This window comes from Bifidobacterium aesculapii (assembly GCF_001417815.1).
Classification (GTDB): Bacteria; Actinomycetota; Actinomycetes; order Actinomycetales; family Bifidobacteriaceae; genus Bifidobacterium; species Bifidobacterium aesculapii.
The window spans coordinates 17,688-43,980 of record NZ_BCFK01000010.1 but is presented as its reverse complement, the minus strand read 5'-3'; the positions used below and the strand labels follow the sequence as shown (position 1 = coordinate 43,980).

Annotated in this window: 16 protein-coding genes; 7 read left to right on the top strand and 9 right to left on the bottom strand. The window is 65.5% G+C overall.

Annotated features, from left to right (window positions below; translation table 11 throughout):
- Nucleotides 1–2,419: glycogen/starch/alpha-glucan phosphorylase (locus BFAL_RS01580; protein WP_055426701.1), on the bottom strand; the 2,419-nt coding region annotated here is incomplete at its 3' end.
- Between the two features lie 251 nt (nucleotides 2,420–2,670).
- On the opposite strand from BFAL_RS01580, the gene BFAL_RS01575 reads away from it, so the two are divergent.
- A complete protein-coding gene (locus BFAL_RS01575; protein ID WP_055426700.1) occupies nucleotides 2,671–3,135 on the top strand; it encodes a sterol carrier family protein in 465 nt (154 codons plus the stop codon).
- A gap of 99 nt (nucleotides 3,136–3,234) precedes the next feature.
- Here the strand turns inward: BFAL_RS01575 and BFAL_RS01570 are convergent, their stop codons facing one another.
- Complete coding sequence (locus BFAL_RS01570) at nucleotides 3,235–3,633, bottom strand: DUF3073 domain-containing protein (RefSeq protein ID WP_055426699.1); 399 nt, start codon at nucleotides 3,631–3,633, stop codon at nucleotides 3,235–3,237.
- Nucleotides 3,634–3,843: 210 nt separating this feature from the next.
- Here BFAL_RS01570 and trpS point away from each other — a divergent pair, with 210 nt between their 5' ends.
- Nucleotides 3,844–4,944 carry a tryptophan--tRNA ligase gene (trpS, locus tag BFAL_RS01565; protein WP_055426698.1) on the top strand — a complete coding sequence of 367 codons (1,101 nt, stop codon included), beginning with the start codon at nucleotides 3,844–3,846 and terminating at the stop codon, nucleotides 4,942–4,944.
- 649 nt (nucleotides 4,945–5,593) lie between these two features.
- Here the strand turns inward: trpS and BFAL_RS01560 are convergent.
- On the bottom strand, nucleotides 5,594–6,601 hold the full coding sequence (locus BFAL_RS01560) for a putative endonuclease domain-containing protein (RefSeq protein ID WP_055426697.1): 1,008 nt from the start codon (nucleotides 6,599–6,601) through the stop codon (nucleotides 5,594–5,596).
- A 430-nt stretch (nucleotides 6,602–7,031) separates the two neighbouring features.
- Between BFAL_RS01560 and BFAL_RS01555 the strand changes: the two genes are divergently transcribed.
- Complete coding sequence (locus BFAL_RS01555) at nucleotides 7,032–8,609, top strand: amidohydrolase (protein ID WP_370696045.1); 1,578 nt, start codon at nucleotides 7,032–7,034, stop codon at nucleotides 8,607–8,609.
- Nucleotides 8,610–8,648: 39 nt separating this feature from the next.
- Here BFAL_RS01555 and BFAL_RS01550 read toward each other — a convergent pair whose 3' ends face one another.
- Nucleotides 8,649–10,286, bottom strand: coding sequence for a sodium/proline symporter (locus BFAL_RS01550; protein ID WP_152973467.1), 1,638 nt, complete (start codon nucleotides 10,284–10,286; stop codon nucleotides 8,649–8,651).
- Between the two features lie 211 nt (nucleotides 10,287–10,497).
- Nucleotides 10,498–12,396 (bottom strand): threonine/serine exporter family protein, encoded by a 1,899-nt coding sequence (locus BFAL_RS01545; RefSeq protein ID WP_152973469.1) that lies wholly within the window; start codon nucleotides 12,394–12,396, stop codon nucleotides 10,498–10,500.
- A gap of 597 nt (nucleotides 12,397–12,993) precedes the next feature.
- Here BFAL_RS01545 and BFAL_RS01540 point away from each other — a divergent pair.
- A complete protein-coding gene (locus BFAL_RS01540) occupies nucleotides 12,994–15,750 on the top strand; it encodes a phosphoenolpyruvate carboxylase (protein WP_055426696.1) in 2,757 nt (918 codons plus the stop codon).
- A 429-nt stretch (nucleotides 15,751–16,179) separates the two neighbouring features.
- Complete coding sequence (locus tag BFAL_RS01535; protein WP_055426695.1) at nucleotides 16,180–17,472, top strand: OFA family MFS transporter; 1,293 nt, start codon at nucleotides 16,180–16,182, stop codon at nucleotides 17,470–17,472.
- On the opposite strand, the gene BFAL_RS01530 is transcribed toward BFAL_RS01535, so the two are convergent.
- From BFAL_RS01530 to ahpC, 3 genes are all read right to left on the bottom strand, one after another.
- Nucleotides 17,420–18,040, bottom strand: coding sequence for a hypothetical protein (locus BFAL_RS01530; protein ID WP_152973466.1), 621 nt, complete (start codon nucleotides 18,038–18,040; stop codon nucleotides 17,420–17,422). The two genes, BFAL_RS01535 and BFAL_RS01530, sit on opposite strands and share 53 nt — an antisense overlap.
- A 408-nt stretch (nucleotides 18,041–18,448) precedes the next feature.
- Nucleotides 18,449–20,377: an FAD-dependent oxidoreductase gene (locus tag BFAL_RS01525; RefSeq protein WP_055426693.1), complete on the bottom strand. Its 1,929-nt coding sequence runs from the start codon at nucleotides 20,375–20,377 to the stop codon at nucleotides 18,449–18,451.
- Between the two features lie 190 nt (nucleotides 20,378–20,567).
- Nucleotides 20,568–21,131 (bottom strand): alkyl hydroperoxide reductase subunit C, encoded by a 564-nt coding sequence (gene ahpC / locus BFAL_RS01520; protein ID WP_055426692.1) that lies wholly within the window; start codon nucleotides 21,129–21,131, stop codon nucleotides 20,568–20,570.
- A 280-nt stretch (nucleotides 21,132–21,411) separates the two neighbouring features.
- Here ahpC and BFAL_RS01515 point away from each other — a divergent pair, with 280 nt between their 5' ends.
- Both BFAL_RS01515 and BFAL_RS01510 read left to right on the top strand, forming a co-directional pair.
- A complete protein-coding gene (locus BFAL_RS01515) occupies nucleotides 21,412–22,128 on the top strand; it encodes a carbonic anhydrase (protein ID WP_055426691.1) in 717 nt (238 codons plus the stop codon).
- A gap of 159 nt (nucleotides 22,129–22,287) precedes the next feature.
- Nucleotides 22,288–24,891, top strand: coding sequence for an FHA domain-containing protein (locus BFAL_RS01510; protein ID WP_055426690.1), 2,604 nt, complete (start codon nucleotides 22,288–22,290; stop codon nucleotides 24,889–24,891).
- Between the two features lie 699 nt (nucleotides 24,892–25,590).
- Here the strand turns inward: BFAL_RS01510 and BFAL_RS01505 are convergent.
- On the bottom strand, nucleotides 25,591–26,286 hold the full coding sequence (locus tag BFAL_RS01505) for a YczE/YyaS/YitT family protein (protein WP_152973465.1): 696 nt from the start codon (nucleotides 26,284–26,286) through the stop codon (nucleotides 25,591–25,593).
- Nucleotides 26,287–26,293 lie beyond the last annotated feature (7 nt).

Here is a 26,293-nt window from a genome sequence, read left to right as displayed (position 1 = left end):
TGCGCTCCAAGTAATCCTCCATCGAGCGGTCCGAGCTGAAGTAGCCGGAGTTCGCGACGTTGAGGAGGGCCTTGCGGTTCCACTCGAGCGGATCCTTGTAGAGCTTCTCAATCTCGGCCTGGATGTCGGCGTAGGCGGAGAAGTCGGCGAAGGTCATGAACCAGTCCTTGGTCAGCCAATCGGCGACGAGCGGCGCGTAGGCGTTGCGGTCGCCGTTGGAGAAGGTGCCGTTGGCGACGAGTTCGACGGCCTGCTTGAGGCGCGGGTCGGCCTCGTAGTACTTGGCCGGATCGTAGCCTTCGGCGTAGAGCTTCTCGACCTCGTCGACGGTCATGCCGAAGAGGAAGAAGTTCTCGGCGCCGACCTTCTCGCGGATCTCGACGTTCGCGCCGTCGAGGGTGCCGACGGTGAGGGCGCCGTTGAGGGCGAACTTCATGTTGCCGGTGCCGGAGGCTTCCTTGCCGGCCTGGGAGATCTGCTCGTCGAGCTCGGTGGCCGGGATGAGGTTCTGGGCCATCTCGACGTTGTAGTTCGGGAGCATGTAGACGGCGAGCTTGCCCTTGAGGTCCGGGTCGTTGTTGACGACGCGGGAGACGTTGTTGATGAGCTCGATGGTCATCTTGGCGAGGTAGTAGCCCGGGGCGGCCTTGGCGCCGAAGAACACGGTGCGCGGCTGGAGGTCGGCGAGCTTGGCGGTGCCGTTCTTGATGGCGGCGTACTGGGAGATGACGGCCAGGATCTTGAGGCTCTGGCGCTTGTACTCGTGCAGACGCTTGACCATCGTGTTGAACAGGGTGTTCTCGTCGATGTCGATGCCGTAGTGGCGCTTGGCGAAGGCGACGAAGTCGTGCTTGTTGGCGTTCTTGACGGCGGCGAACTTCTTGACGAACTCATCGTCCTGCGCGAGCGGGACGAGGCCCTGGAGCTTCTCGAGGTCCGCGACCCACGTGTCGGTGCCGAGGCCCTCGGTGATGAGGTCGGACAGACGCGGGTTGGCGAGCTTGACGAAACGACGCGGGGTGACGCCGTTGGTCACGTTGGTGAACTTGTCCGGGTAGACGTCGGAGAAGTTCTTCAGGGTGACGTCCTTGAGGAGCTGGGAGTGCAGCTCGGCCACGCCGTTGACGTGGGAGCCGCCGTAGGTGGCGAGGTAGGCCATGCGGACGGCGTCACCGGTGTAGATGCGCATGTCTTCGATGGTCTCGTCGGCCACGCCCTTGTCCTTGAGCTCGTCCTCGAACTGCTCGTTGATCTTCTTGATGATCTCAAGGTGACGCGGCAGCAGTTCGCCGATGAGGCTGGCCGGCCAGACCTCGAGGGCCTCCGGCAGCAGCGTGTGGCAGGTGTAGTTGAAGGTCTTCTGGGTGATGGACCACGCCTCGTCCCACTCGTAGCCGTACTCATCGATGAGGATGCGCATGAGCTCCGGGATGCCGATGACCGGGTGGGTGTCGTTGAGCTGGAACGTGATCTTGTTCGGGAAGGTGGTGAGGTCCGGCTTGTCCTGGCCCGGGTAGAAGACGCGGATGGCGTCGTGCAGGGAGGCGGAGACGAAGAAGTACTGCTGCTCGAGGCGCAGCTCCTTGCCGACCTTGGTGGAGTCTTCCGGGTAGAGGATCTTGGAGATGTTCTCGGCCTTGACCTGCGGCTTGACGGCGTCGAGGTACTCGCTCTTGTTGAAGGTGAGCAGGTCGAACTCGTCGTAGGACTTGGCGGTCCACAGGCGCAGCGTGTTCACGCGCTGGGACTTGTAGCCGGGCACCAAGTAGTCGACCGGCACGGCGCGCACGGACCACGCCGGCTTCCAGACCTTCTTGCCGTTCTCGGTGACGACCTCGCCGCCGAAGGAGACCTTCTGGGAGCGGTTGTAGTCGATGTGGCCCCACGGCTCCTCGTTGGTCAGCCAGTAGTCCGGAGTCTCCACCTGCTTGCCGTTCTCGTCGAACGTCTGCTTGAAGATGCCGTACTTGTACTGGATGCCGTAGCCGAAGGCCGGCACGCCGAGGGAGGCGAGGGAGTCGATGAAGCAGGCGGCGAGACGGCCGAGGCCGCCGTTGCCGAGGCCCGGCTCGTATTCGGCGTCGACGACGTCCTTGGGCTCGAAGCCGAGCGCTTCGACGGCGGCGTCGAACTGGTCGGTCAGGCCGGCGTTGAGCAGGGCGTTCTCGAGCTGCTTGCCCATGAGGAATTCGGCGGACAGGTAGCCGACGGCCTTGGTGTTGCCGTTGACGGTGTCGGCCTGAGTGGTGAACCAAGCGTCCTGCAGGTGGTTGCGCACGGCCTTGGAAACAGCGACGTACACGTCGGCCGCAGTGGCCTGCTCGACGGTGACGCCCTGGGTGTACTTGAGTTGTTCACGAATCTCGTCGGCGAACTGCTCTGCCGTGACGGGAGACTTCGGAGCGGTGATCTCGGTCATATTTCTCGTTTTCCTTCCGGGGAGGGACTTCCCTGACCATATTAGAGCTCGTCAACAGACGGAACCCAACCCACACATGAACAGTGCGTTACATTCGCACTGCATCGTGCATACGTTTTCATGGTCAACGATTCTCACCATACTACGTAGCCTGCACGAACGGAACTGCGCAAGGCTCGTCGCGGCACGACGCGGTGCGCCGGCGCACCGGCGACGCACGCGACAATGCCTCACGCGTGCATAATGGCGGTATGGCAGTGATTCTGGAGAAAGACCTGGCGCGCGGTCGCCACGCATACGACGCGTGGCGCGACGCGGCGCACGAGATGCTGGCCGAGGCCGGGACAGACGGCACGGACGCGGCGGCAATCGACCATGACGAGCGAACCGTTTCCGCACGACTGGCCATCGCGCCGCAACTCCCCCGCCCCACCATGGCGATGGCGGTACGCTACTCGCTGTTCCTGTTGGAACGCAAAGCGCCCGGACCGGGCGTGGAGGTGCGCGTGGCGCCATGGGGCGCCGTCAAGATTCTCGACGGGCCGGCGTCCGACCCGCACAACCTCACACCGCCGGACGTCGTCGAACTCGAGCCGAGCGTATGGCTACGCGTCGCCACGGGCGTGACTACGTGGGTGGAAGAGAAGGAGGCCGGGCATATCAGCGCGGTCGGAGAACGCGACGACTTGGGCTGGTTGCTTCCCCTGCACGATTGATGCGCGTTCAATCAGCACGCGTTCAATCAGCACGATCACACGTAATCGGAACGAGCGCACGACGCGATCAATCGGCACGTGCGAGAGGCAGCGGAACCGTCAGTCCTTCTTGCGCTTGAGCGCGCTGGGAACCGGCATCGGAATCGGCTTGTGCGGTTTCGGTGCCGCAGCGGCAGCCGGCTTGGCCGCGGGGAATTCGCCGCTGGTCGCCTTCGCCGCGGCTTCGGCCGCCCACTTGGCGTATTCGTCGAGATCATCTTCGGCAGGGGCGCCGGACACGGCCTCGGGCTGGCTCGCTTCATGGTCGTCGCCCGCTGCGGCGCCCACGTAGTGGCCTTCATAGTGGTCATCAAGATCGGCGAAAGGATCGACGGAACCAGTGCCCGGCTCCTGACCGCTTAATTCCTTGGCAAGCTCGTCGTAATCGGTGTCGGTTGTCAGATACTTGAGCTTACGGGCTATTTTCTGCTGTTTGGCTTTCTGACGTCCGCGGCCCATGTGACCCCCTGAAAATAATGCTTGCTATCAATTCATCAACTAAGTAGCGTACCACTTATCCATCCCCATGGGCTTGTCGGCTCGCGCTTTTACGATAAAAGCGATATTTTGCACGGTTTTGACACAACCCGCCCAGCCGGCCGTACGGCGAACCAACGCGACGGCGGCACCGGGCGGACTGCCACATCAAGTTCGAAAAGGACGACGAGTATGACGGACGAAACGCAGGAGCCGCAGATCACCGCGGCCGGCAACGAGATGAGCGCAAGCTTCCTGGCGGCGAAGAAACGCTCCGATGCGACGCTCGCCAAGCTTGAGGCCGACCCGGGCAAGTTCACGATGCTCACCGGCGACCGCCCGACCGGCCGTCTGCACCTCGGCCACTACTTCGGCTCCATCAAGGAGCGCGTGGCCATGCAGAACAAGGGCGTCCACTCGAACATCATCATCGCCGACTACCAGGTCATCACCGACCGCGACACCACCGAGCACATCCAGGACAACGTCCTCAACCTCGTGCTCGACTACATGGCCGCCGGCATCGACCCGAACAAGACGATGATCTACGCGCATTCCGCCGTGCCCGCCGAGAACCAGCTGCTGCTGCCGTTCCTCTCGCTCGTCACCGAAGCCGAGCTGCACCGCAACCCGACCGTCAAGTCCGAGATGGAGGCCTCCGGCCACGCGCTGACCGGCCTGCTGCTCACCTACCCGGTGCATCAGGCGTGCGACATCCTCTTCTGCAAGGCGAACGTCGTGCCGATCGGCAAGGACAACCTGCCGCACATCGAGATCACGCGCACCATCGCCCGCCGCTTCAACGAGCGCTATGCGAAGAAGCACCCGGTGTTCCCTGAGCCGGCCGCGATCCTCTCGGACGCCCCGGAGATCCCGGGTCTCGACGGCCGCAAGATGAGCAAGTCGTACGGCAACTCCATCATGCTGGGCGCCACGGCCGAGGAGACCGCGAAGCTCATCAGGAAGAGCCCCACCGATTCCGAGCGCACCATCACCTTCGATCCCGTGAACCGTCCTAAGGTCTCCGCGCTGCTCACCACCGCCGGCCTCGTCACCGGCCGTGATCCGAAGGAGATCGCCGCCGAGATCGGCTCCGCCGGTGCCGGCGCGCTCAAGGCGTACGTCATCGAATCGGTCAACGAGTTCCTCGCCCCGCATCGCGAGCGTCGTGCCGAACTCGCCAAGGACATGGATGCCATCCGCGACGTGCTGCACGACGGCAACAAGCGCGCCAACGCCATCGCCGAGGAGACCCTCGACCAGGTGCGCGAAGCCATGGGCATGAAGTACTGAGCGAAGTACTGAGCGAAGTACTGAAACACTGAACGCGGGCCGCCGCAGCGCCGATTCTTCGGCCGGTCTTCGATTCCGAAGGCCCGGTGTCGTCTGCACCCACGCTGATGACGGGTGCACACGACACCGGGCCTTGTCCGTTCGCTGCACGGAACGCCTTCGGCGCTCCCCCGGCACCGGTTCCCCGTTCCATCATCCCGGCCCTGATCATGAGGCCGGTTGCAGTAGCCCGTCTCGGGGCCGTCTCGGGGCCATCTCAACTTGAAGGGGTACATCGGAGGTCCGGTGAACACCCATCTGCGTTACAAGGGGTGCCGAGCGGGTCGTATCCCGGTGGAATATGCCGTTTATGAGCCCAATAGGGGCAAGTTCACCCCAGAGGGGAACCCCTCGAAGGCCACATAGAGGTTCGGAGCCGAGACGATGTACCCCTCCGAACGCAGTTAGCGACATGCAAGCTCGCCCTCGCCCGCTATACGCACCGTTTGCATCCGCACAAACGATACGGGCCACACAAGCCACACCCTGTACCGCCCCCGCACACACCAGGCCAACACATACGAACCACATGGCCGCCCCACGCGTCACACGCCGTACAAGCCATACACGCCACGCACGCATCATGTGCTTCGCACCCCGTACGGCCAAGCTATGCGTATTCATAGGCCACACCCTCGGAATCGGGCTCGACGGGCGAGACCGGCGCCAACGGTCTGAAGCCCATCCGCTCATACAACGGTCTGCGCCTCGTCGATCGGGCATCGCATACCTGCCGGATGGTCCTGCGCTTCGTCAACATGACTTCCCTGCCGGTTACTTCCCGCACATGTTTCGCAACCCTCCCGGCAAGGCGCTCCTCTTCGTCCGCTCCGCCGATGTCCAGCTTCGTCACCTGCACATACCGCCATCCGGCGTCCTCGATCAGTTGCCGTCTCGTCACATCGTTGAGCCACTGCCCCGCATGGTGCGAGCCCTCGTATTCGATGCAGATCATGAACTCGGGGTACGCGAGATCCAAATACAGGCGCCGCCCGTTGACGACGACCGGGTAATTCACCTGCGGCATGTCCAACCCATACCGCGGCATCACCAGTCGCGTTCGCGTCTCCATCGAGGAATCGGTGCCGCTTCTCGCCAGCCGCAATGCGCGGCGGCAATTCGCATAGCCTCGGAACAATCTACCGCTGCCGGCTTCGAACGCCGAATCCTGCGCATAGGATCGGGCGCCGTCGAGATAGGCGATCAGCTCCTCCACCGTCGTCCGGCGGAGACGACGGTCACGTCGCATCATAGAATCCGCGAGCACGATCAGTTCCTCCAGATCCAAGTACGCCGCGAACATCGCCCACGTGCAGGCCGGAGCGACGCAGACGAACCGCCGATCGATGCAGACCGTGTCCATCGGGAACGGCCATACCACAGCGGCGACACCGTCGACCCGGTATTTCCGATTCGCATGAGGCACTGCGACCATGATGCGCCGGTTCAATCTCGTATGACCGTACGGCAACCGGGGCATCTCTATGGCTTCGAGCTCCAATGCCGTCGTCAGCGCATACGGAGGGCGCCATGTGCTGCGCTTCTGCAGATCGGCGCATTGCCGCATCCGCTGATGTTTCACCTCGGCCAATGCCGCAACGGCCTTCGACTCGCCCATACGTCCACCCTTCGCCGTTCATCCATCGTCGCCGGGCACTCCGTCATGCCCGGGCTTGCCCTTCAGTGTATGCGGCATTCGCATTGTTGAGGAACCGGCTCACCTTCCGGCCGCTGATTGTGGATAATCCCGTGGATAACCGCTGAACCTGTGCTGGGACGCTCCGCCCGGGGCCGTACGCCAACCGACCGGATTGAGGTTCCCTGCCCGGTGCCGCGAGGGCCAGCCTACGCCCGACTCAAGTGCGGACTACGCCGGAGCCGAGCCAAGTGCGCATACACCAGAAGCCGCGGGCACCCCCTACCGCCCGCAGAATCATCGGGCCGCATATCGGTATCGGGCACGTCCGAGACAGCGCGACGGCAGGAATCGTGCCCATGGAACGAAAAACGCATGTGAACGCGCACAGTGCGGTGGCATGATATCCGGTATGACTACCGTACGTATCGCCAACGCCGGGATTCCCGGCACGTCGGAACGTGTGGACCTGCTTGTCCGTGACGGGGTCATCGCCTCCGTCACGCCGGCGGCCCCCGCGCCGACGACCCCCGCACCAGCCGCCGCGCCCGCCACCAACAACACCCAGCCCGCCACCAACAACACCAACGCCTCCCACCCCGGCACCAACACCATCGACGCCTCCGACCTGTGGGTCATCCCCGGCCTCATGGACTGCCACACGCATTTCACGCAATGGTCGAAAACCCTCGGCCGCCTCGACCTCATCGACGCGCGTTCCGCCGCCGAGGCGATGGCGATGCTGCGGGCGCATCTCGACGCCCGCCGCGCGGCCGGCACCCTCGATCCGAACACGTTCGTGGTGGGCATGCGCTTCCGCCACTCCCTGTGGGCGGATGACGCGCAGCCCACGCTCGCCGCGATCGACGCCGTGGCCGGTGAGCAGCCGGTGGCGCTGTCCAGCGCGGACATGCACTGCGGTTGGGTGAATTCCGCTGCGGCCCGCCGTCTCGGCGTGTATGCGGACTCGCACACCGGGCTCGTCGGCGAGCTCGAATGGTTCGACGCCTACACGAAGTTCGACAAGGCGCCGGGCGCCGCCGAGGAGACGAATCGGCTGCTGCGCGAGGCCGAGCGTGACGCCGCGTCCAAGGGCGTCACGGGCATCCGCGACTACGAGATGGCGGAGAACGTCGACACGTGGACGGCTCGGTTCGCCGCCGGCATCGACCGGCTGCGCGTGGCCGCCGGTGTCTACCCGGAACGGTTGGAGGCGGCGGTCCGCGCCGGCTGGCGCACCGGCATGCCTCTGCCCGGCAGCCGAGGCCTGGGCACGGTCGGCGCGATGAAGCTCATCGCCGACGGCTCGCTCAACACGCGCTCCGCCTACTGTTCGACACCGTATTCGGGCATCACCCCGGCGACGTACGGCAGGCTCAGCTACACGCCGAGCCAAATCGCGCGGTATATGCGTCTCGCCACGCAGCACGGTTTCGCCATCGCCTGCCACGCGATCGGCGACGAGGCGAACGCGATCGTGCTCGATGCGGCGGCGCTCACGCATGCGCATGGCTCCATCGAGCACGCGCAGATGCTGCGCCGCGAGGATATTCCGCGTCTGGCCGCGCTCGGCCTGGAGGCGAGCGTCCAGCCGCAGCATGCGGTGGATGATCGCGATGTGATCGGCCGGTTCTGGGCGCATCCGGCGGGCGTGCCGTACGCGTTCGGCGCGTTGCACGCGGCCGGAACGCGTCTGCGGTTGGGTTCGGACGCGCCGGTTGCGCCGCTTGACCCGTGGATGGCGATTGCGGCGGCGGTGTTCGGCACGGAGAGTTCCGCGCGCGAGCCGTTCCAGCCGGAGCAGCGTCTGCCGGTGCGCGTCGCGTTGGCCGCGTCGACGGCCGTCGGCCGCGACCGGCTGCGCGTGGGCGATGCGGCCGATTTCGCGTTGCTCGACGCCGATCCGTATGCGGCGCATACGCCGGAGGCGATGCGGGCGATGGCGCGGCATGTCGCGATGACGTTCCTCGCAGGGCGACGCACGTACTGACGCCGCCTGGCGCAGCCTGGCGCCACCGGGGCGACGCGGCTACTTGCCGCGCACCTCGGATTCCATGGCTTCCATCGGCTCGTCGACGAGGACGGAGCCGGAGGGCAGTGTGCCGGGCAGCGGGTCGTCCATGTAATGGTCGAATTCGTAGAGCATCTCGTCGCTCGGCCGGCGGGTGAGCAGCGAGACCACGACGATGCACAGCAGCGAGATGAGGAACGCGGGCAGCAGCTCGTAGATCGCGAACACACCGCCAAGCGGCTTGATGAGGTTGTGCCACACGAGCACGGTGGCGGTGCCGGAGATCATGCCGGCGACGGCACCTGCCTTGTTCGCGCGACGCCAGTACAGCGCGCACAGCATGAGCGGGCCGAAGGACGCGCCGAGGCCGGCCCACGCGTAGGAGACGACTTGGAAGATCGACGAATTCTGGTCGTAGGCGACGAGGATGCCGAACAGGAACATGACGATGAGCGTCAGGCGCGCGACGATCATCACCTGGCGGTCGGTGGCCTTCCGGTGGAAGAGCCCGCGGAAGATGTTCTCGCCCATCGCGGAGGCGCCGATGATCATGTACGAGGAACTGGAGCTCATCGACGCGGCGAAGATGCCGGAGACGACGATGCCGCACACGAAGCTCGGCAGCAAGGTCTGCGCGAGCACGATGAAGATGGTCTCGGCGTCGGTGGCGGTAAGCAGGTGCGTGGGCATCATCGCGCGGCCGACGAGGCCGATGCACACGGCGCTGCCGAGCGAGAGCACGCACCAGCCGGTGGCGATGATGCGCGACTTGCGCACCTCCTCGACGCTGCGGATCGACAGGAAGCGCACGAGCACCTGCGGCATGCCGAAGTAGCCGAGGCCCCACGCGAGCATCGAGACGATGGTGATGATGCCGTAGTCGGAAGGGGTTCCGAAGACCGCACGCCCGGCTTCGACGAGCTGCTGCCCCGAGGTCGGGTCGAGCTGCGGCGCGGCGACCTGCGTGCCGGACAGGAAGCCCGGAATCGAGCGCAGGAACGCGACGGTGTTGCCGATGCCGCCAGCGTTGGCGACGGTGCCGATGAACACGACGGCGAGCGCGAAGAACATGAGCACGCCTTGGATGAAGTCGGTCATCACGACGGACAGGTAGCCGCCGACGATGGTGTACACGAACACGACGAGCGCGCCGAGGATCATCATCAGGTGATAGTCGAAACCGAAGAGCGCGTGGAACAGTTTGCCGACGGTCACGAAGCAGCTGCCGACGTACACGCAGAAGAAGACGAGGATGATGAGCGCGGCGATCGTGGAGATGACGCCGCACTTGTCGTGGAAGCGCTTGGCGAAGAAGTCGGGGATGGTGATCGCGTCGCCGGCGACGACCGAGTAGCGGCGCAGGCGGCGGGCGACGATCTTCCAGTTGAGGTAGGTGCCGATGGCGAGGCCCAGCGCGGTCCACAGCGGGTCGGCGGCGCCGGTGAAGTAGGCGAGGCCGGGCAGTCCCATGAGCAGCCAGCCGGACATGTCGGAGGCTTCGGCGGAGAGGGCTGTGAGCCACGGTCCGACGCCGCGGCCGCCCGCGAAGTACTCCTTGGACGAGGAGTTGGACCGTTTCGAGTAGATGAATCCGATGGATAGCATGGCCGCGAAATAGATGACCATGGCCAGGAGGATCCAGAAATCGTTCGCCACCGCTAACCGCCTTCAATCGTGCATGCCGGGGCATGCCGTGCAAATCACATGGGGATGTCAGACATTCGACGTTCCACGGGAGTGCGGACAATCTCGCGAATCCGTCTCAGATGTTGGTCGGTCGGGGCCGCGCGCGACCGGCCGTGGCGGCGCCGTGCCGGCCGTGCGCGACGCGCCCACGGGCGTCCGTCAGATGCCCGTCAGATGACCGTCAGATGTCGTACCGCCACGATTTGTCGGTGAGGACGCGCGCCATCGCGAGACCGATCGGCAGGCAGATGATCACCATGAACGCGCGGAACGCCCAGTCGAGCGCGGTCTGGGTGTCGAAGGATCCGAGGTGGAACATGGCCTGGTACATGTACAGTCCGGGCACCATGATCACGATGGACGGCACAGTCAGGCAGATGCGCGGGTAGCCGAGGTGCGGGGGCAGCCAGCCCTTGCGCACCGAGGAGCGCCACGCGGTGGCGAGCAGGCCGGCGAGGAGCGCGCCGATGAACGCGGCGGCTTCGGCGGGCACGCCGCGGTCGACAATCTCCAACCGCAGCGTGTCGGTGATGGCGCCGATCATGGCGGCGGTCAGGCACATGCGCTGCGGCGAGTTGAACATCACGGAGAAGCCCCAGACGCCGAGGAACGCGAACAGGAACCGCAGCACGCCGTTCACCCACACGTTGAGGCCGAGCGGCTCGAATCCGGTGGGGTTGAGATGCACGATCGAGGCGACCATCCAGCCGGCGAGCGTGGCCATGAGCACGATGCAGAAGAAGTAGGCCAGTCGTTGGATGCCGGAGGGGAAGTCGATCTTCGCCATGTCGAGACCGCTGGTGATGAGCGGGAATCCGGGGATGACGAACAGCATCGCGCCGATGTACGCGGTGTCGTGGTTCAACGCGACCGGATCGTACAGTCCGATGAGGCGCAGCGTGCCGGTGCACACGAGCGCGGCGACCGCCACGCACACGAACGTGACGAAGAACTGGTTGAGATGGTGTTTGAACAGGCGGCGGCGCAGCCAGTGGCCGAGTCCGGCGCCGAAGAACGCGCCGACCATGTCGTACGGGCCGCCGCCGAGCAGGAACACGAAGGACGCGCACGCGATCGCGGAGGCAAGTCCGGCGAACGCGGGCGTGTAGAGCGGCTTGCGGTGTTCGATCATGTCGAGGCGGTGATGCGCCTGACGCACGGTGATGCCGTGGCTGCCGGACTTGCGGGGTTTCGCCGCCGCGGCACCCACATGGTCGAAATGCTCGGCGTATTCGCCTTTCGGGGGCTTGTGCGCGCGGACGCGCGGGCCGGAGGCCTTGGTGACGAATCCTTCGGCGTCCGCGGCGGCGGCCTTGCGCTCCTCGCGCGCGGACTTCGTGCGCAGGCGGTCGCGCAATTGTTCGAAATCGGGGCCCATCACCTCGGCCGTCTCCGGGCGCTCTTCGGCGTCCTCGCCGTCGCGCCGGTGACGTTCGCGGCGCTCCTGTTCGTCCTGTTTCTCCTGTTCGGCGCGGGCTGCGAGGGATTGCGTCATGGCGGACTGCGACCAGTCGGTCTCGTGCACGGACAGTTGCGCGGCGGTAGGCATGCCGGGATCGGTGTGTCGGCTGGCGATCTCGAGCGCGTCGAGCACGGCGTCCCGCCCCGCCTTGCCTTGTGCTTTCTCCGCTTTCTCCGCTTTTTCCGCCTGACGCAGCTGCTTGGAGAGGTCGGCGGACATCTGCGAGGCGTCCTTCGCGTCGAGGTGCTGCATGAGCCCGGATGACACTTCGGACGTGCTGTGGTACATGCTTTCCTCGCCGAGGTTCACGCTGAACCAGTCGGCGAAGTGCTCGAGCAGCCAGATGCGTTCGGTGTTGACGCCGGTGGTCGGCAGGTCGATGACCTCGGTGATGCGGTTCTTGCCGTCCGTGCAGGCGGCTTCGATGTCGGTGAGGTTCACGTCGGCGCGCACGTGCACGCCGAGCGGGTAGGCGATGCGGTGCATCATCTCGCGCACGCGGAACGATCCGGTGCCGGCGGACAGGTCGAGCAGGCCGACGCGCACGATGACGCTCGCCTTCGCGGCGATACCCGCTTCCGCGATGGGCTTGTCCCAGTCGCGTTCGATGTCCTCCATGTCCAGCGGAATGGAGTGCGTGTGGTAGTGCTGGACGGCGATGGCGCCATGCTCCTTGGCGTTCTTCAGGTCCGCATGACCTTGCGTCGGATGCGGATGGTCTTGCGCCGTTTCCGCGGACTGTTGCGATTGTTGCTGCGATTGTTGCGACTGCCGCGCCGGCTGTTGCGCCGGACGCTGCGACTGGCTTTCCTGCTGGCTCTCACTCACGCTGTCCATTACTACCCCGCACCCTGCCCGCCATACATGGCGCCCATACGTCGTCTCACCATTCGGACACCAAGCCGTCATAACCGCCGCCCCCACATCCCCCACCTCCTTCTCTGCGCGATTATGGTGCGCATATCCTGCGGATAGCGCACCATAATCGCGCAGAGGACGACGGCCGCGCGGCGACGTGCGCGCGGCGTGCGCGGGGCGACGCCGTCCGCATACGGAACCCGTAACGTAAATGGCGATTTCACGACGTTACAATGGCGACCACAACCACACAGCCACGCAGGGCTCTGGGTCCGCAACGGCCGGCCTCAACAACCATGGAGGAGCCATGGACGACCGGCAGACCGGACAACCCTCACCGTGGCAGAAGGAGGTCTGATGACAGATAACGATCAGCAGATCACGCCCGCCGACGCGACGATAGTCTCGACCGGCACCGGAACCAAAGGTCCCGAAGAGCGCCAACTGCCTGAATCCCTCGCCAGCGACATGGATCTGTGCCTGCGCATTCTGCGCGACGTGCTCGGCGAGTTCGACACCAAACTGCTCGCCACGTTCGACGAAGTGCGCCAGTACGCCGTCGAAGCCAGCGCCGAGCATTTCGAAGGCGTGATGGTCGATCCCGACCCCGATCACGACGGTCTGAAGAAGGCCGTGGAGACCATCGACAAGATGACCCTCCACGACGCCCAGCTGCTGGCCCGCGCGTTCGCCACCTACTTCCACCTCGCCAACCTGTGCGAGGAGGACTACCGCGTCTCCGTGCTGCACGCGCGCGAGGCCAAGGTGACCGAAGACAGCGCCGTGGACCCGATCAACGAGCTCACCGTCGCCTACCACCAGCTCATCAACGAGATGGGCCCGGCGAAGGCCAAGGAGCTGCTCGACCGCCTCGAGTTCCACCCCGTATTCACCGCGCACCCGACCGAGGCCCGCCGCAAGGCCGTCGAAGGCAAGATCCGCCGCATCTCCGAACTGCTCACGGCGAACAAGCTGCTGGGCGGATCGGACAAGAAGGAGAACCTGCGCCGCCTCTACAACGAGATCGACGCGCTGTTCCGCACCTCGCCGATCGCGCTGAAGAAGCCGACGCCGGTCGAAGAGGCGGACACCATCCTCGACATCTTCGACAACACGCTGTTCCACACGATCCCGGCCGTCTACCGTCGTTTCGACGATTGGGTGCTGGGCGACAAGGCCGGACTCGTCGAGCCCGTCTGCCCCGCGTTCTTCCACCCGGGCAGCTGGATCGGCTCCGACCGCGACGGCAACCCGAACGTCACCGCGAAGGTGAGCCGCCAGGTGGCTCGCAAGTTCTCCGACCACGTGCTGGGCGCGCTGGAAGAGGCCACCCGCACCGTCGGCAAGAACCTCACGATGGAGGCCGAGACCACGCCGCCGAGCGCCGAGCTCAAGGTGCTGTGGAGCCACCAGAAGGAGATGAGCGAGCGCCTGACCGACAAGGCCGCCCTGATCTCCACCAAGGAGCTGCACCGCGCCGTCATGCTGGTGATCGCCGACCGCCTGCACTACACGATCGAACGCGACGCCGACCTCATGTACCACACCTGCGACGACTTCATCGCCGACCTCAAGACCGTGCAGAAGTCGCTCGCCGACGCGGGCGCCAAGCGCTCCGCCTACGGCCCGCTGCAGGACCTCATCTGGCAGGCCCAGACCTTCGGCTTCCACATGGTCGAGATGGAGTTCCGCCAGCACTCCGTCGTGCACTCCCGCGCCCTCGCGGACATCCGCGAGCACGGCCTGCACGGCGAGCGCGGCGAACTGCAGCCGATGACCCAGGAGGTGCTCGACACCTTCCGCGCCCTCGGCTCGATCCAGAAGCGCAACGGTCTCAAGGCCGCGCGCCGCTACATCATCTCGTTCACGAAGAGCGCGCAGAACATCAAGGATGTCTACGAGCTCAACCGTCTCGCCTTCGCCCACCCGGAGGACGTGCCGACCATCGATGTGATCCCGCTGTTCGAGCAGCTCGAGGATCTCCAGAACTCGGTGGACGTGCTCGAGGACATGATCAAGATCCCGGAGGTCCAGGCCCGTCTGAAGGCCACCGGCAACAAGCTCGAGGTCATGCTCGGCTACTCCGACTCCTCGAAGGACGCCGGCCCGACCTCCGCCACGCTGGCCCTGCACTCCGCGCAGGAGCGCATCGCCAAGTGGGCGGAATCGCACGACATCGACCTGACCCTGTTCCATGGCCGCGGCGGCGCCGTCGGTCGTGGCGGCGGCCCCGCCAACCGCGCGGTGCTCGCCCAGCCGGTCGGATCGGTCAAGTGCCGCTTCAAGCTCACCGAACAGGGCGAGGTCATCTTCGCCCGCTACGGCAACCCGGTGCTGGCCATCCGCCACGTCGAGTCCGTCGCGGCCGCGACCCTGCTGCAGTCCGCGCCGAGCGTCGAGAAGCGCAACACCGACATGACCGCCAAGTACGCCGACATGGCGCACGAGCTCGACGAGGCCGCGCACGAGCGCTTCCTCGACCTGCTCCACACGCCCGATTTCGCGCAGTGGTTCTCCACCGTGACGCCGCTGACGGAGATCGGCCTGCTGCCGATCGGCTCCCGCCCGGCCAAGCGTGGTCTCGGCGCGAAGTCGCTCGACGATCTGCGTACCATCCCGTGGATCTTCTCCTGGGCGCAGGCGCGCATCAACCTGGCCGCATGGTACGGTCTCGGCACCGCGTGCGAGCAGTTCGGCGATCTGGAGACGATGCGTCAGGCCTACGAGGAATGGCCGCTGTTCTCCACGTTCATCGACAACATCGAGATGTCGCTGGCGAAGACCGACGAGCGCATCGCCAAGATGTACTTGGCGCTTGACGACCGTACGGATTTGCCGGAGAAGGTCATGCACGAGATGGAGCTCACCCGCAAGTGGGTGCTCGACATCGTCGGCGACAAGTGGCCGCTCCAGCACCGTCACGTGCTCGGCCAGGCCATCCGCATCCGCTCGCCGTACGTGGACGCGCTGTCCGTCACCCAGGTGCTGGCGCTGCGTTCGCTGCGTAAGAAGGTGGACAAGGAAGAGCTTTCCAAGAGCCAGCAGGCCGGGTTCATCTATCTCATCCTCTGCACGGTTTCCGGCGTCGCCGCAGGCCTGCAGAACACGGGCTGATTCCGGCCCGCGCCGCGATCATCGGGAAGCCCCGCAACCGTCATCAGGTTGCGGGGCTTCCCCGTTCAGCACGTCTTGGCGCGCGAAACCCCCGTAACGCGGAAAAGACCTCCGGACTTTGCAGAGTTTGTCATTTCCCGTCCGCCCGACCGGTGCAATCCCGCACTCCGCCTCCCATCCAACCGTCCGATGTGAACCATCTCACCGAAATTCCCCATCCCAGCCGCGAGTACCGAAACGCCACCCCGCTAGAATGCTGCATTGTCGGCTCCGACGAGAGCCAGCAGCGCCGATGAACCTTACACCAACGATGTTCGCATGTGCGGGCAGTACCGTCATGTGCCACGTAGGTTGGTGCGGATTCGGGTGAGGCGTCTCTTGCGGAATCGTCGGGCAACCGGCATCGGCAGTGAAAGGGGACATCCGCTTATGGCACGAATCGCTTCCGCCGGGAACCGCTGGACCAGCGCGATCATCCCGGCTCTTCTCATCCACATTCCAATCGGCACGGTCTACTGTTGGAGCGTCTTCAAACAGCTCATCGCCGACCGTCTCCACGCCGCGCCCGCCTCGGTGGAGTGGGCGTTCTCCCTCGCCATCTTCTTCCTCGGCATGTCCGCCGCGTTCGCGGGCCCGATGGTGGAGAGGAACATCAAGCGGTCCGCCTTCGTCTCCATGGTCTGCTTCGTGGTCGGCTTCGCCGGCACGGGCGTGAGCATCGCCGCCGGATTCCTGCCGGGCGTGTTCATCTGCTACGGCGCGATCATGGGCGTCGGACTTGGCGTGGGCTACCTCACCCCGGTCAAGAACCTGATGCTGTGGTTCTCCGACAACAAGGGCCTCGCCACCGGCATCGCGGTCGCCGGGTTCGGACTCGCCAAGGCCATAGCCAGTCCGCTGATGGAATACCTGATCGGCACGGTCGGTCTGGTGAGCATGTTCTTCGTGCTCGCCGCGGTCTACGCGGTCATGATGCTGGTCGGATTCCTGTTCATCCGCCGTCCGGCCGGCTGGACCTACGATCCGGCCACCTCGCACGTCAGCCGCGTCTCGATCTTGAAGAAGCCGGTGTTCTGGGGCATCTGGATCGCCTTCTATCTCAACATCACCTGCGGCCTGGCACTCATCAGCCAGGAAAAGGACATCCTGCACGACGTGCTGGCCGCCCTCCCGCAGTATGCCGCGTTGGCTCCGTCCGATTTCGCCGCCGCCACTGCAGGCGTAATCGGGCTGGTGCTCGCCATCGACTCCGTGTTCAACACGGCCGGACGTGTGGGCTTCTCAACGCTGTCCGATCACCTCAAGCGCCGTGAGACCGTGTATCAGGTGATCTTCATCATGTCGATTCTGGTATGTCTGCTGCAGGTCGCGCTCAACAGCATCGGCAACGCGCTGCTGTGGGCGGTGCTAGCCATGCTGTTCCTCATCAACGCGGGCTACGGCGGCGGATTCTCCACGCTGCCGGTGCTGCTCGACCAGCATTTCGGTACGAAAACCGTCTCCACCACGCATGGGCTGACGTTGAGCGCGTGGGCGTTCGCCGGCCTGTCCGGCAACCAGCTCGCCTCGTTCGTGGTCACCCACTCCCCCGACCAGACGCATCGTTACTCCGCACTGATTCCGGTGCTCGCCGTGCTGTTCACAGTGGCGCTGCTGTGCGCGACGCTCGTCACAGTCGCCGGCAAGCACGCAGGCCACGAACCAGACGCGCCACGAGTCTGATCAGCAGGGTCGCGGCGAGGCCGATGCAGCCGGAAGCGGCGAACAGCTCCATGAACCACCACACCTGCCCCAGACTGATCCAGTTCAGTATCCACGGGCCGACCTGCGTGCACGCGGAATTCACCGCGCAGAAATCACTCGCCACGGCAAGCATGAATATCAGCGGGAACGCGGGAAGCGCGGAGATCAGGGGGAACAGGAACGCACGCAAGGCACCGCGGACCGTCGCCCAGTCGGCCACGCGATGCGACGCCCCGGATTGTGGATTCGGCAGCGGCTCTGATTCCGGTTCCGGCAGGGATTGCGGTCTCAATCCGTATACGGCGCCCACGCCCAACAGCACCGGTGGAAACAGGAAGTTAATCATCAAGGCGGCGGCCATGGAGAATCCGCCGCGAGTCTCGTACGAGGCCCATGGCAACTCGCCCGCCGCCACGCACACCAGCAGCAGCGCATACAGGGCGCACACGGCCGCCGCGCATCCGATGCGGATCTGGTCCCGGTCATCATGCATGCGAGCAGTGTTCTTACGCAAGCCGGCCGCACTGCCCATCGCATCGTCGCGCATGTGAAGCTCCCTCCGCAGAGCCGTCGCCATTGATACACACCATGGTATCCGCAATCCTGGTTCGCAGGGGTACATCCGCCGTCCATCCGACACCCATCTGCGTTACGAGGGGTTGCCAACGGGACGTATCCGGCGAGTAAACGGCACATTCCGCCCCAATCATGGCGTGTCTACGCGAAACGGGCACCCCTCGTAAGCAGGATGGATATCCGGAGGCGGGAATATCCACCCCTGCAAACGCAGTTGGCAGCCGGAAACAGCCCTCGTCCTCCGACAGTCCCTCCTCCAACCTCCGCCAGCCCCTCCTCCGGCAGTAAAACCACAGCGAATCTTCCGCCGCCGAACCGGAAACGCCCGGTCGCCGGAATCCGAACCTCCGGCGACCGGGCGTGACCTGCGGAGTGCGGGCTACGCGCCGAGCAGGGCGAGCATCTGGGGGATGCTCTTCTTGCCGAATTCGACCTTCTGCTCGCCGTCACCATCCGCACCGGCACCCGCACCACGGTTGATGACGATGCAGGGCACGCTCATCGCACCATACTGGTCCTTGAGCTCCGGGAAGTGCGAGACGTCGTAGGCCTCGGCGCGTACGTTCGGATTCAGCGAGGCAATGCGCTGCGCGGACAACACGGTCTCCGGGCACATCGTGCAGGTGAGCGACACGAGGATCATCACATCGGTCGGCTCCGTGATGGCCTCCGCGCGCGAGCGCAGATCGTCGTCCAGAGGCTGGCCGGGGCCGGCCGCGTTGTACAGGCCCAGCACGAACGAGTTGAACTCGTGGCCGGATGGCACGCCGTGGAACGCGAGGCCGGTGAACACCAGCCGCCCGTCATCACCGGCGACGCACAGGCGCGCGGCCGGACGGGCGCCGGGCAGCAACCCGGCCGCATCGAATTCGGCGCGTCCAGTGTCGTCCAGCGTGCCGTACGTCGGCAGCGCGACGGCATCGCCGTCGGCCTGAGCCGGCAGCACGATTTGAGCCGGTTCGCCGACGACCAGCGATTCCGGCGCGGACGAACCGTCGACCGTCGTGACAAGTCCGGCCGCATCGATCGCCACGGAGTTCAACTTGCCATTGGACAGCGCGACCATCTCACGTACGAATCCCTGCAATTCCGCCGAAAGCGGGGTGTCGTCCAGTTCCAGCGCGAGCGTGACCGGGCGGGTCATGCGACCGAAGACCACGCCGAGCTGCTGCTTGATCGCCGCGGAGAACAGTTCGCCGGGTTTCTTCGCCGCGGAAGCGGCGGCAGCCGCATCCGCACTGCGCTTGACCGGCGCCGGCGCGGGCGTGGTGCCTGCCGCGGCCGTCGCCTTGGCCGATTCAGCCTCGGCCTGCTCGTATGCGGAGGCCGTCGGGCGCGGCGGCACGAGACCCGTCTTCTCGCTCATCGACTTCGCATACCGCTCCAGCTCGACGGCCGCGATCGCGCCGTCGGCAGTAGCAGTGACCACCTGACGCAGGTTCTTCACGCGCAGGTCGCCGGCCGCGTACACGCCCGGAACGGACGTTTCGAGATAATCGTGCGTGACCACGTAGCCGTGGTCGTCGAGCTCGACGACGCCGCGCACCAGATCGGTCGCGGGCACGTAGCCGGCGAACACGAACACGCCGAACGTGCCATCGTCGGCCGGCTTCCACGTCTCGGTCTCGCCGGATGCACGGTCAAGGATCGTCGCCTCGCGCAGTCCGCCCTGACCGGCGGTGACGCCCTTGAGCTCCACGCCGTAGCGCACCTCGATCTTCGGATTGTGCTTCGCCTCGGCCGCGACGGCCGCGTCGCAGGTGAAATCGTCCTCGCGCACGAGCACGGTGACCTTGCTCGCGTACTTGGTGAGGAAGACGGACTCCTCGGCCGCGGCGAACCCGCCGCCGACCACGAGCACCTCCTTGCCGGTGAAGAACTCGCCGTCGCAGGTGGCGCAGTACGCGACGCCGCGACCCGCGTACTCCGCCTCGCCCGCGAAGCCGAGCTTGCGCGGGGAGGCGCCGGTGGCGATGAGGATGCCGAAGGTCTTCAGGTCGCCGCGCGAGGTGTGCACGGTCTTGACGTCGCCGTCCACTTCGAGTCCGGTGGCTTCGGCGGAGAGGAATTCGGCGCCGAAGTCCTTCGCCTGCTGGCGCATGGTCTGCGTGAGGGCGCGACCGGTGGTGCGGCCCACGCCCGGATAGTTGACGACCTCGTTGGTGATGGTGATCTGCCCGCCGAAATCATCCTTCTCGAGGATGAGCACGCGGTAGCGGGCGCGAGCGAGGTACAGGCCGGCGGTGAGTCCCGCGGGGCCGCCGCCGATGACGACGACGTCGTAAAGGTTGTCCTGGGTTTCGGTCATGAAAAGCTCCTTATATCGAAAGGCCCCCTCGTCAGAGGGGGCCGAGATTGCGGCTGTTTGCGTTCCCCGCGACGCTCGCAACGCTACCGCTGCTCGCTGCTACAAACAGCCCACTGGGCTGTTTGCGTTCCCTGCGACGCTCGCAACGCTACCGCTGCTCGCTGCTACAAACAGCCCACTGGGCTGTTTGTCACAGCTGGCCGACGAGGTCGAGGCTCGGCTCGATGGTCTCCTCGCCCGGGGTCCAGTTGGCCGGGCACACCTGGTCGCCGTGCTCGTAGACGAACTGGGAGGCCTGGACGCGGCGCAGCAGCTCGTCGGCATTGCGGCCCACATTGGAGGAGGTGACCTCGTAGGCCACGACCTTGCCCTCCGGGTTCACGATGAAATCGCCGCGCTCGGCCATGCCGTCGGCCTCGTTGTAGGTGTCGAGGTCGCGGGCGAGCAGGGCGGTCGGGTCGGCCAGCATCGGGTACTGGATCTTGGCGATCTTCTCGCTGGCGTCGTGCCACGCCTTGTGCACGAAGTGGGTGTCGCAGGAGACGGAGTAGATCTCGCAGCCGATCTTCTTGAACTCCTCGTACTTATTGGCGAGGTCCTCAAGCTCGGTCGGGCACACGAAGGTGAAGTCCGCCGGGTAGAAGAAGAACACGGACCAGTGGCCGAGCACGTCGGCCTTGGTCACCTCGTGGAATTCGTCGTTCTGGAATGCCTGGACCTTGAAATCGGTGATTTCATGCTGCAGAAGAGTCATCATCGTTCCTTTCAGGATGCTCGTCGGCCCGGATGTTCCGCCGGTTCCCATCGCGGCTCGCGGCGCCCCCGGGCACTGCCACCATCGTATCCCGAACGGCGAGGATAGTGAATGGAGGCACGCTCAAAGCGTTGTATGAACAACATCACACCGGCAACCTACGGTGATGCCCGTGGCCTGCGCAGCCCCCGCCTGTCACTCACGCCCGGCGCCTTCTACACTGGAGCATGACGAATCCCAGACACAACCCGCAACCGCAACCGCAGCCCAAGGAGCCCACATGTCCGAATCGTACGAATCCCGCGAATCATCAGAATCCTACGAGTCCAAGGCGAACGCCGCGTGGAGCCGTCTGCTGCAGGGCAACCGCCGGTTCGCGGAGGGCGCCGCCGAACACCCGTGGCAGGACCGCGAGACCCGCGAGCGCCTGCTCGACGGACAGCACCCGGATGCGGCGGTGCTCTCCTGCTCCGACTCGCGCGTGCCGCCGGAGATCATCTTCGATCAGGGGCTTGGCGACCTGTTCGACATCCGCACTGCCGGCGAGGTGCTGGACGACGCCGTCATCGCCTCGCTCGAGTATGCGGTGGAGCATCTGGGCGTGAGCCTCATCGTCGTGCTCGGCCACGAGGGCTGCGGCGCGGTGAAGGCCGCGGTGGACGGCGTGGCCGAGCTCGCGAATCGTTTCGACGACTGCGATTGCTTCGACATCCCGGAGGGCGCCGCCCGTGCCGACGCGCACGCCGACCATCTGGAGGCGATGCTCGCCGCGCAGGATTCGCCGATCGTGCGCGAAGTGGGCACGTCGGTCGCGCAGGCGATGGAGGCGGATCTGGAGGACGCCGCCGATTTCGAGCGTGCGCACGTCGCCCGCACCATCGAGTTGCTCGCCGACGGCAGCGAAGTGATCCGTCTCGCCCTGGCCGAGGGCCGGCTGATGATCGCCGGCGCGCGCTACGTGATGCACGACGGTCTGGTCGAGGTGCTGTCGTTCTGAGTCACAGGGCAAACCACCGGCCGAGACCGCAGACGTCAGGCGCGCGGATCCGCCCGCGGCGGTCCGCGCGTCCACGCCTGCGGATTCCGCACACCTGCGGCATCTCATCGTGATAGAACTGTGAATGGAGAACATTCGCAGAAGAGATAGAGAACGGCCATGACCCTGCCATCCCTCACCGTATACATCGGCTCCGTAGGCCACGCCATCAACCCCACTCATCCGTCCGTGATCGGCCGCGCCGCCGATTGCGACGTGGTGGTCGCCGATCCGCACGTCTCGCACCATCATGCGAAGATCACGCCCACCGCCGACGGTTGGCTGCTGGAGGATCTGGGCAGCGCGAACGGTCTGACCGTCAACGGCGTGCGCGTCACGCAGATTCTCATCGCAAACACGACCACGGTGATGCTGGCGACGAACGTGCCCATCATCTGCACCGTTGCCGCGGTCGCGCCGCAACCGGCGTCTCCGCGGCCCGCGGCTCCCGAGCGGAACCGGATTCCGCAGGCCGCCCCGACGGCTCCGGTTCCAGCGCAGATCCCGCAGGCGCCGGCACCGCGCCCCGCTCCGGCGGCCCGTCCGGCCCCGGCGACGCAGCAATCCCCTCGCCCCGCCGCGCCGATTCCGCCGCAGCAATCCCCTCGCCCCGCCGGCAACGCCTCGTTCCCCGGCATCGCCAAGTCACTGCCCACACCGCCCGTCGCGAACGACGTCGACGTCCCTTCGCCCACCGGACTCTACGGCACCGTCATGGCCGGCAGCACGCAGGCGCAACGTCTCGAATCGCAGCTGAAACCGTCGCGCGTGCTCGGCGACTTCGATCCGAAACGCGACCGGACCGGCACAATCGGCCGCACCCCGAACTGCACGATCCGCATCAGCGACTATCTCGTCTCACGCAAGCACTGCTCGCTGGAGGCCACACCGAACGGCATCCTCCTGACCGACCTCGATTCCGCGAACGGCACGTATGTGAACGGCCGTCGCGTCGCCAAAGTGTGGCTCGAGGAAGGCGACGTGGTCACGGTCGGCAACACCGATCTGACCGTGGCCGGCGGCGTGCTGCAGGATCGCGCGCCGCTCGCCGGCACCGATGCGGTCATCGCCGAGAACATCGGACTGACCGTCGGCAAGGGCGTGCGTCTGCTCGACGGCATCGACGCGGTGTTCGCGAAGGGCACGCTCACCGCGGTGATCGGCCCGTCCGGTGCGGGCAAGTCGACGTTCACCTCGATCGTCGCGGGACTGAACTCGCCGACGGAAGGCCACGTGCTGTTCGACGGATACGACGTGCACCAGAACATCGAACTGTTGCGCAGCCGTATCGGATTCGTCCCGCAGGACGACGTCGTGCATCGTAAACTCACCGTCGACGCGGCGTTGGAGTACGCGGCGAAACTGCGCCTGCCCGGATCGTCGAAGGCGGAACGCGCCGAGATCATCGACAACGTGCTCGCCGAGCTGGAACTGACGCAGCGGCGCCACAACCGCATCGACCGGCTGTCCGGCGGGCAGCGCAAGCGCGTGTCCACCGCGATCGAGCTGCTCACCGGGCCGGAACTGCTCATCCTCGACGAACCGACCTCCGGCCTCGATCCGTCGCTCGACCAGACCGTGATGAAGATGCTGCGCCAGCTCGCCGACGCGGGCCGCGTGGTGCTCGTCGTCACCCACTCGCTGACGTACGTCGAGAAGTACTGCGACAACGTGCTCATGCTCGCGCCGGGCGGGCATCCCGCGTTCTTCGGCACGCCCGCGGAGATGCGGCAGGCGTTCGGCGACAAGGATTGGGCGGACATCTTCAACGACGTCACCGAGTCGCCGGAAGAGGTGCATTCGATCACCGACACGCATCAGCGCATGCTCGAGGCGCGCAAGAAGATCAAGCCGCATGAGGGGCATGAGAAACCGGCGAAGGTGTTCCGCTTCCGGCAGATGCTGACGTTGGTCATCAGGCAGATTCATCTGATCATCGCGGATCCGGGACTGCTCGTGTTCCTGCTGCTGTTGCCGTTGCTGCTCGGCATGCTCTCGCTCGTCGTGCCGGGCTCGCATGGTCTGGGCGAACCCGATTTCAAGGATGCGGCGACCGAGCCGAGCCAGCTGCTCGCGCTCGTGATCCTCGGCGCGTGCTTCATGGGTTCGGCGCTGTCGGTGCGCGACATCGTTTCCGAGCGCGCGATCTACGACCGTGAGCGTGCGGTGGGATTGTCGCCGAGCTCGTACACGGCGTCGAAACTCATCGTGATGGCGTTGCAGACGCTGCTGCAGGCGGCGATCCTCACGGTGGCGGTGAGCGTGGGCAAGCCGCGCCCGGAAAGCGGCGTGCTCACCGATTCCGGCGTGCCCGAACTGGTGCTGGTGGTGTGGCTGACCGCGTGGGCTTCCGCGATGCTCGGCGAGGTCGGTTCGGCGCTGGTCAAGTCGGGCGAGCAGACGATGCCGTTGCTGGTGATTCTCGTGATGGCGCAGCTCGTGTTCTCCGGCGGCATGATTCCGGTGACGGACCGCGACGGGCTCGAGCAGGCGTCGACGATCTTCCCCGGGCGTTGGGGCTTCTCGGCCGCCGCCGCGGACATCGGACTCAACAAGCTGCTCTACGGGCCGACGAAGGTGCCCACCTTCAAGAAGGACGACCTGTGGAAGAACACGCCCGACCAGTTCTGGTTCGACATCGCCGTGCTCGTGGCGATGGTCGTCGTGTTCACGCTCGTGCTGCGCGTGTGCGTGAGCAACTTCGTCGCGAAGCGGAGGAAGTAGGGGGGCGCCCCATCCGCGGGCCCGTCTTAGGGAAGGTGTGCCTGTGGCGTAAGCGCATTCATCATATTCGAACGCGAGTGCACGGATTTCAGCACCTTCGGGGTCTCCGCACCTTCGGAAGCCCGGCATCTTCAGGGGCGTCATCGCTCTGGTCTGCGGCGTGCGCAGGGTGCCTGCTCGTCCCGTAACTTCGCTACATCGTTGCACTCGCGTTGAGTGCGGGAATTCCCTTCGCCCTCGGCGGGATTATGGCGTGGCCCTTTGTTCAGGGGTGGTGAGAGTTGGCCCTCGATGAGGGGAAGCGCGTCATCGCCGTCGAGGGGCAGGATTTTCTGTCCCTCGACGCGCAAACATGTCGAATCCGCGTCGAGGGACAAGGATTCCGTGCAACCGGAGAAAACGTGCATTCGGAAACCGCCATTTTCCAACGATCGTCGCATCGATTGCGTGGACTTCGACGTTGGAACTCGTCCCTCGGCGTGGAATCATCGATAATCCGCGTCGAGGGACAAGGATTGTCGTCCCTCGACGCGGCATCGTCTTCGCCACATGCCAAGGGACGAACCGAAGCGGGCCGCCCGGCCATGGCGGAGACGCTGGAATCCCCGAGCGCGATCAATGATTCCAGCGACAGGTGCACGGCAAGCCCGACCGAAGTTGGCGAAGACCCGGCGGATATCCACAACTGCGACGGAAACGTCACGCGCGTTGCAGGATCCTGCTTCCTATACGGTCCCAGAACCCCGCATTCAGCAGGGGCACGGCCACCGTGCGGTTGAAGCAGTCGACCAGCGGCCCCATGCAGAACGCGGTGATCACGGTGCCGACGCCAACCACCGCGCCGAACGCGAACCCCACGCCCACGCACAACAGGTCGGTGCCGATGCGGCAGAACCGGAACGGCAGCCCAAGCCGCTGATGCAGCCCGAGCGCGCAGGCGTCGTACGCGGATACGCCGAGGTCGCCGGTGTAGTACAACGCCGTGGCGAAGCACTGCAGCACGATGCCCCCGGCGATGAGCGCGACCCGCGCCGCCAACCCCGGTTCCTCCAGCCAGAGGTCCAGCAGGATCATGCACCCTTCGGTGACGAATCCGCTGAGGAATATCGTGACCGGGGTGGCCAGGTCGATGTTCCGTCTGGCCGCCACCGCCACCACGGCGATGATGACCAGGTTGACCGCGGTGTACACCAGTCCATAGCGCAATCCGGTCGCATCGGTGACGCCCAGCACGAACGTCGTGAACGGGTCCGTGCCGAACGCCGATTTCGTGAACATCGCGATGCTGGCCGCGGTGAGCAGCACACCCACGCAGGACATGACGAACCGACGGGGAAGACGACGCCCCGGCGAATCAGCGGCGAACGCATCCTCCGCGCTCTTCGTATCCTTCATATCCTTC